8 protein-coding genes are annotated in these 6,855 nt (G+C 70.1%); 5 read left to right on the top strand and 3 right to left on the bottom strand.

Going from position 1 to position 6,855, the window contains the following annotated elements:
* A partial coding sequence (locus tag NQ160_RS15790; protein ID WP_257516126.1) for a 4-hydroxy-3-methylbut-2-enyl diphosphate reductase occupies positions 1-900 on the top strand: 900 nt, incomplete at its 5' end.
* On the top strand, positions 897-1,454 hold the full coding sequence (locus NQ160_RS15785; RefSeq protein WP_257516125.1) for a DUF6264 family protein: 558 nt from the start codon (positions 897-899) through the stop codon (positions 1,452-1,454). The genes NQ160_RS15790 and NQ160_RS15785, both read left to right, overlap by 4 nt.
* A 107-nt stretch (positions 1,455-1,561) precedes the next feature.
* On the opposite strand, the gene fbaA is transcribed toward NQ160_RS15785, so the two are convergent.
* The gene (gene fbaA / locus NQ160_RS15780) at positions 1,562-2,593 is read right to left on the bottom strand and encodes a class II fructose-bisphosphate aldolase (RefSeq protein WP_257516124.1); all 1,032 of its coding nucleotides are present in this window, start codon (positions 2,591-2,593) and stop codon (positions 1,562-1,564) included.
* 184 nt (positions 2,594-2,777) lie between these two features.
* Here fbaA and glpX point away from each other — a divergent pair, with 184 nt between their 5' ends.
* Both glpX and NQ160_RS15770 read left to right on the top strand, forming a co-directional pair.
* Positions 2,778-3,767 carry a class II fructose-bisphosphatase gene (gene glpX / locus NQ160_RS15775; RefSeq protein ID WP_257516123.1) on the top strand — a complete coding sequence of 330 codons (990 nt, stop codon included), beginning with the start codon at positions 2,778-2,780 and terminating at the stop codon, positions 3,765-3,767.
* A gap of 120 nt (positions 3,768-3,887) precedes the next feature.
* The gene (locus tag NQ160_RS15770) at positions 3,888-4,088 is read left to right on the top strand and encodes a UDP-N-acetylmuramyl pentapeptide phosphotransferase (RefSeq protein ID WP_257496076.1); all 201 of its coding nucleotides are present in this window, start codon (positions 3,888-3,890) and stop codon (positions 4,086-4,088) included.
* A gap of 43 nt (positions 4,089-4,131) precedes the next feature.
* Here the strand turns inward: NQ160_RS15770 and rmuC are convergent, their stop codons facing one another.
* Entirely contained in the window at positions 4,132-5,409 is a 1,278-nt protein-coding gene (rmuC, locus tag NQ160_RS15765) for a DNA recombination protein RmuC (protein ID WP_257516122.1), read from the bottom strand.
* Between the two features lie 43 nt (positions 5,410-5,452).
* Positions 5,453-6,085, bottom strand: coding sequence for an exonuclease domain-containing protein (locus tag NQ160_RS15760; RefSeq protein ID WP_257516121.1), 633 nt, complete (start codon positions 6,083-6,085; stop codon positions 5,453-5,455).
* An 81-nt stretch (positions 6,086-6,166) separates the two neighbouring features.
* Here NQ160_RS15760 and NQ160_RS15755 point away from each other — a divergent pair.
* Positions 6,167-6,855: class I SAM-dependent methyltransferase (locus tag NQ160_RS15755; protein ID WP_257516120.1), on the top strand; the 689-nt coding region annotated here is incomplete at its 3' end.

The following is a 6,855-nucleotide window of genomic DNA, read 5'->3' as shown; positions in this document are numbered from 1 at the left end:
CAGCGATTCGGCGCCCCGGTGTACGTGCGCAAGCAGATCGTGCACAACATCCATGTCGTCACCGAGCTCGAGGCGCTGGGCGCGATCTTCGTCGAAGAGGTCGATGAGGTGCCGCCCGGGGCGCACGTCGTCTTCAGCGCGCACGGTGTCTCACCCGCCGTGGTCGACGCGGCGGCCGACCGCGGGCTGCAGGCGATCGACGCCACCTGTCCGCTCGTGACCAAGGTGCACCGCGAAGCGGTGCGCTTCGCACGCGACGACTTCGAGATCCTCCTGATCGGCCACGCCGGTCACGAGGAGGTCGAGGGCACTGCCGGCGAGGCCCCCGACCACGTCACCGTTGTGAACTCACCCGAAGAGGCGGACCTGGTCGAGGTGAAGGACCCCTCCAAGGTGGTCTGGCTCTCGCAGACCACCCTCTCGGTCGACGAGACGATGGAGACGGTGCGACGACTGCGCGAGCGCTTTCCGCAGCTGCAGGACCCGCCGTCTGATGACATCTGCTACGCCACCCAGAACCGGCAGGTGGCCATCAAGAAGGTCGCCGTCGGCGCTGACCTCGTGATCGTCGTGGGATCGGCCAATTCCTCGAACAGCGTGCGTCTGGTCGAGGTCGCCCTGGAGTACGGCGCGAAGGCCGCCTACCGCGTGGACTACGCCCACGAGATCAAGCAGGAGTGGCTCGACGGCGTCGAGACGGTCGGGGTCACCAGCGGAGCCTCGGTTCCCGAGGTGCTCGTCAAGGAGGTCTTGGAAGACCTCGCCGGTGCCGGCTACCGCGACGTCGAGGAGGTGCGCACCGCCGAGGAGGACCTGCTGTTCTCGCTGCCCAAGGAGCTGCGCCAGGATGCCTCCGGCAAGCGGGACGAGCGCGCGCTCGGTGGACGGGGGCGCGCGTGAGCGATACCGATCCGCGTCCGCGGCCCCAGTACGGCGAGTACGCCACCGCCGAAGAGCAGCAGGCGCGCATCGCGCGGCCCGACGCCACCGATGCCCTCTCGGCCGGAGTCTCGCCCGAGGCTTCGACGCCGCGGGATCGCATGCCCGCCGTGCCCCCGACGACCTCGGCCGCCCGTCCCACCCGCACGGCAGACCGCGTGTTCGCGTTCGTGCTGCTCGGGTACGGACTGCTGACCGTGCTTGCGGCGGCCCCCCAGATGCTCGATGTGGGCGCGTTCGCGCAGACCCTGTTCCAGACGCTCGGTGTCGACGCGCAGCTGGCAGACCCCGATTCCCTGCGTGGCTGGGGAGTGGCCGGTGCCTCGGTGCTGGTGATCGGCTGGCTGCTGACGGCATGGTTCTCGTGGCGGAGCCTCGCCGCGCGCCGGCTGACGTGGTGGATCCCGCTCGTCGGCGGCATCCTCTGCAACTTCGTCTCGGGAACCCTCATGGTGATCCCGATCATGAACGACCCGGTCGCGTGGGAAGCCCTGCAGCGCACGGTCTCCGGCTGACCTGACGAGCGCTGCGCGCCTCGGACCGAGGTCGCCGAGCCCGGCACCGACGCAGAACGCCCCGACCATCAGGCCGGGGCGCTCCGCGTGAGAACGACAGTCGGGCGTCAGGCGCCGAGCGACTGCCCGGCCGAGCCGAGCTGACGGGTCGCCTCCACGACGCGTGCGGCCATCGCCGACTCGGCGACCTTGCCCCAGGCGCGGGGGTCGTAGGCCTTCTTGTTGCCGACCTCGCCGTCGATCTTCAGCACGCCGTCGTAGTTCTGGAACATGTAGCCGGCGACAGCACGCGTGAAGGCGTACTGGGTGTCGGTGTCGATGTTCATCTTCACCACGCCATTGGCGACGGCCAGGGCGATCTCCTCCGGCGTCGAGCCGCTGCCGCCGTGGAAGACCAGGTCCAGGGGCTTCGGGCCGGTGCCGAACTGGGCAGCGATGCCTTCCTGGATCTCGCCGAGCAGCTCGGGCTTGAGCTTGACGTTGCCGGGCTTGTAGACGCCGTGCACGTTGCCGAAGGTCAGCGCGGCGATCCAGCGTCCCTGGTCACCGAGGCCGAGGGCCTCGACCACCTGGGCGACGTCACCGGTCGTCGTGTACAGCGCGTCGTTGGTGCCCTCGTGCTTGACGCCGTCCTCTTCGCCGCCCACGACGCCGATCTCGACCTCGAGGATGGCGTTGATGTTCTTCATGCGGGGGAGCAGCGTCTTCGCGATCTCGATGTTCTCGGCCAGCGGCACCGCCGAGCCGTCCCACATGTGGGACTGGAAGATCGGGTTGCGGCCGGCCTTGACCTCTTCTTCGGAAGCGGCGATCAGCGGCAGCAGGAAGTCGTCCAGAGCCGGCTTCGGGCAGTGGTCGGTGTGGAGGGCCACGGTGATGGGGTAGTTCTTGGCGACCTCGGTCACGAACCTCGCCATGGCGAGGGCGCCGGTTGCACGACCCTTGACGGTGTGGCCGGCGAAGTAGTCCGCACCACCGGTGGTCACCTGGATGATGCCGTCGGAGCCGGCTTCGGTCAGGCCCTGCAGCACGGCGTTGATCGACTGCGAGCTGGCGGCGTTGATGGCCGGGTACGCGAAGCCGCCGGACTTCGCGCGGTCCAGCATCTCGGCGTACTGGTCGGGGGTTGCGACGGGCATGTCTGCTCCTAAAAGTCGGCGGGTGTTCGCCTTCACTCTAGCGAAGCGGTCCCTTCCGGTCCCGGGGGTGGGGCCGTGCGTATCCCGGTGCCGACTTGTCATCAGCGAAAGAACCGGGGTTCCTTCGGCTCTCGCGCACCCGAACTTCCGGCGTCGGCGGCATCCGCAGGCATAGGCTGACCCCATGGTGAGCCTGACCGCGGATATGAGTCCCCTGCACCCCGACCGTAACCTCGCGCTGGAGCTGGTGCGCGCCACCGAGGCGGCGGCGATTCGATCCGTGCCGTTCATCGGGCGGGGGCGCAAAGAGCTCGCCGACGGTGCGGCGGTGGATGCCATGCGCGCCTTTCTCACGACGGTCAACTTCGACGGCACGATCGTGATCGGCGAGGGGGAGAAGGACAACGCCCCCATGCTCTTCAACGGCGAACGCGTCGGCACCGGCCGCGGCCCGCAGTGCGACGTGGCGGTCGATCCCATCGACGGCACCTCGCTGACGGCGGCAGGGCGCAACAACGCGCTGTCGGTGCTCGCGGTCTCGGACCACGGCACCATGCTCGATGCCTCGACCGTCTTCTACATGGACAAGCTCGTCACCGGTCCCGCAGGCGTCGGCGTCGTCGACATCCGCCTGCCCATCGGCGAGAACATCCGCCTGCTGGCGAAGGCGCTCGGAAAGCCGGTGGACGAGATCGTCGTCTCGGTGCTCCACCGACCGCGTCACGACCGGCTCATCGATGAGATCCGCGAAGCCGGCGCCGGCACCCGGCTGATGAGCGACGGTGACGTCGCCGGCGGGATCAACGCCGCGCGCCACAACGCCCGCACCGACATGTGCGTCGGCATCGGCGGCAGCCCCGAGGGCATCGTCACCGCCTGCGCGATCAAGGCGCTCGGCGGTCACATCCAGGGCCGGCTGTGGCCGCGCGACGACGACGAGAAGCAGAAGGGGCTGGATGCCGGGCTGAAAGTCGACGGAGAGGTGTACGAAGCCGAGGACCTCGTGCGCGGCAAGAACACCATCTTCGTCGCCACCGGCGTGACCAACGGCGAGCTCGTCGCGGGCGTTCGCCGGGAGCGGGACTACGTCTACACCGAGTCGGTCGTGCTGCGCGGCGCCTCGGGAACACTCCGCCGCATCACGTCGGAGCACCTCACCTCGAAGTGGCTGTGACGGGCGGGGCCGACACCGTGATGTCTCTGTGACCGTTCTCTCAGGCGGGGCTCTGTAACAATGGTGAACGGTGTCGACGGCGATGCAGACCATCGTTCACAAGCCCGAGGGGACCCCCACATGAGCACTCAGGCGCAGAGCCCGAAGACCGGACAGATGCCGGTCATCGTGTCGACAGACCCCTCCCGTCGGCCCGATGTGCTCTTCCGCCGGCGCATGCCCGAGGGTCACCAGATGAGCGCCTGGTGGATGATCGGCGCCTTCCTGGGCGTCTCGCTGGCCGTCATCGGCCTCATGACCTTCTTCCCCGGCGGCGTCTGACGACAGCTGCCCACCGGCTCCCGCCCGGCGCGCACCGTGGCGCTCAGTCCGGGGCGACGCGGTCGCGCACCGCACCCACGTCCGCCGACAGCAGCGCGTCGTCGGCGACGAACTCAGGCGCGGTCAGCCGCCGCGGCGTGCTGGCGATCGCCGCCGGAGCGTCGACGGCGCTGAGCTTGGTCTCGTCGATGCCGGGGAACCGGCGCGCCGTGACGAGCACGCGGCTCTCGAGCGAACCCACGAGTTTGTTGTAGGTGTCGACCGTGCGTTCGATCGCGCGCCGCAGGTCGTCGGCGTGGCCGGTGAGCGATCCCAGGCGCTCGTAGAGCTGCGTGCCGAGCGCGAGGAGCTCCCGCGCCTCGGACGAGACGTCCTGTTGCGTCCACGTGTAGGCGACCGTCTTCAGCACCGCCCAGAGGTTGACCGGCGAGGCGAGTGCGACGCGTTTGCCGAACGCGTGGTCGAGCAGGGTCGGGTCTTGGGCGAGCGCCGCCGAGAGCAGCGATTCGCTGGGTACGAAGCAGATGACGAACTCGGGACTGGCATCGAGCCCCGCCCAGTACGCCTTCTTCGCCAGCGCGTCCACGTGCGCGCGGACGGCCTTGACGTGCCGGTCGAGCAGTGCGCTACGTCGAGCACCTTCTTCGCCCTGAGCCGTCTCAGGGATGGCACTGGCTTCGAGGTAGGCGTCCAGCGGCACCTTCGCGTCGAGCGCGAGCGACTTGCCGCCGGGAAGCCTGATGATCATGTCGGGCCGGCCGGCTCCCGCGTCGGAGGAGATCGACGCCTGCAGGTCGAAGTCGACGTAGCGCGTCAGACCGGCCGATTCGACGATGCGCTTCAACTGTGTCTCGCCCCACACGCCGCGCGTGGAGTTGGAGCGCAGCGCGCCGGCGAGCGATTCGGTGGTCGAGCGCAGCGCCTCGTCGGATTCCTGAGCCCGGCGCAGCTGCTCGGCAAGCGACCCGTACTGGTGGTGACGCTCCCGTTCGAGGTCCTCCACCTTCTGCTGCATCGACATCAGCGACTCCTGCACGGGCGCCAGCGCCCGCAGCACCGACTGCTCGCGGCGCTCCCGCTCATCGCGGGCGGCCTGTTCGTCGCGCGCCTGCAGGCTGAGCTCACGCTGCAGCGCCCGCTGCTGATCGAGCTGCGCGCCGAGCGCATCGCGCGCCGTCTCCGCCGCGGCGGCGCGCGCGGCCAGCTCGGCCCGCTCCCGCCCGGCGCGCTCGCTCGCGCGGGCGGCTCCGGCGAACCAGCCGGCGAGCACCCCGACCACAAGGGCGAGGATGATCAGGAGGGGGATTGCTGCGGCGTCCATGCCTCGACAATGCCACCGGCCACCGACATCGGCGCGACGACGCTCAGGCCAGCGCCAACGGCGCCGACGCCGGGACCGACGCGCCCAGCGACACCGGTGCGGTCTCGGGCACGGGGATGCACCCCACCCGCAGGCCGAGGGCCGCCGCGAGATCCGAGATGTCCGAGACCCCCGCGCGTGCGGCGGCGTCGATCATGATGTGCGCGCAGGCCAGGGCGTCGGCGGTCGCGTCGTGATGCGGGAAGTCGAGAAAGCCGACGGCGGCGGCCACCGAAGGCAGACGGTAGGAATCCAGCTCGTACGTCTTGCGCGCGACCTGCAGGCTGCAGACGTAGCGGTAGGGCGGGCACACGTCGCCGGTGACCTCGCACGCGCGCCGCAGCACCGCCATGTCGAAGCCGGCGTTGTGCGCGACCATCACATCGGTGCCGACGAACGCGGCGATGTCGTGCAGCTGATCGGACCAGGTCTTCGCGGTGAGGACGTCGTCGGCGCAGATGCCGTGGATGCCGGTGTTGATCGCGAAGAAGCGGTCGTGCCCGGCGGGCGGGCGGATGAGCCAGCCGGCTGAGGCGACGACCTCGCCACCGCGCACCCGCGTGAGGCCGACCGCGCACGCCGAGGCGCTGGAGGAGTTCGCCGTTTCGAAGTCGATCGCGGTGAAATCCAAGGGCACGCCTCCACCCTCGCCCGCAGACGGGCCGCGCCGAGGAGGACGCGCCGACCGCGCCCGGATCGGCCGTCTTACAGTGGTGGCATGGCAGATTTCGGAGATCAGGCGATGTCGTTCGGGGCCGCGACCGGCCACTACGAAGCCGGCCGGCCGGACTATCCGCTCGAGGCGGTGAGCTGGCTGCTGCCGCCCGTCGCAGGCCGCGCCGTGCGCGTCGCCGACGTGGGGGCGGGCACCGGAAAGCTCACCCGCGGCCTTCGCGACCTGGGCGCGGACGTGGTGGCCGTCGACCCCGATCCGGGCATGCTCGCCGCGCTGCGGGCGGCGAGCGGCGGCATCCCCGCCTTCCTCGGTCGTGCTGAGGAACTGCCGCTTCCCGACGACAGCGTCGACGCGGTCGTCTTCGGGCAGGCGTGGCACTGGGTCGACCCCGAGCGCGCGTCCCTCGAGGCGGCGCGGGTGCTGCGGCCGGGGGGTGCACTGGGGCTCCTCTGGAACATCCGCGACGAGTCGGTCGAGTGGGTGCGGCAGATGAGCGTGATCATGCACGGGAGCAACGCCGAGCGCATGCTGGCGGCCGGGCACCCGCCGGTGACGTCGCCGTTCGGTCCGCTGGAAGAGCGACGGTGGGAGTGGTCGCGCATGATGACCCGTGCTGGGCTGCGTGCGATGGCCTTCTCGCGCAGCTACGTCATCACGGCACCCGACGAGGAACGCGACCGCATCGACAGCGAGCTCTCGGACCTCTTCGACGAGATCGGGGCGGTCGGCGA

This window comes from Microbacterium sp. zg.Y909 (assembly GCF_024626565.1).
This window is presented reverse-complemented; position numbering and strand designations above follow the sequence as displayed.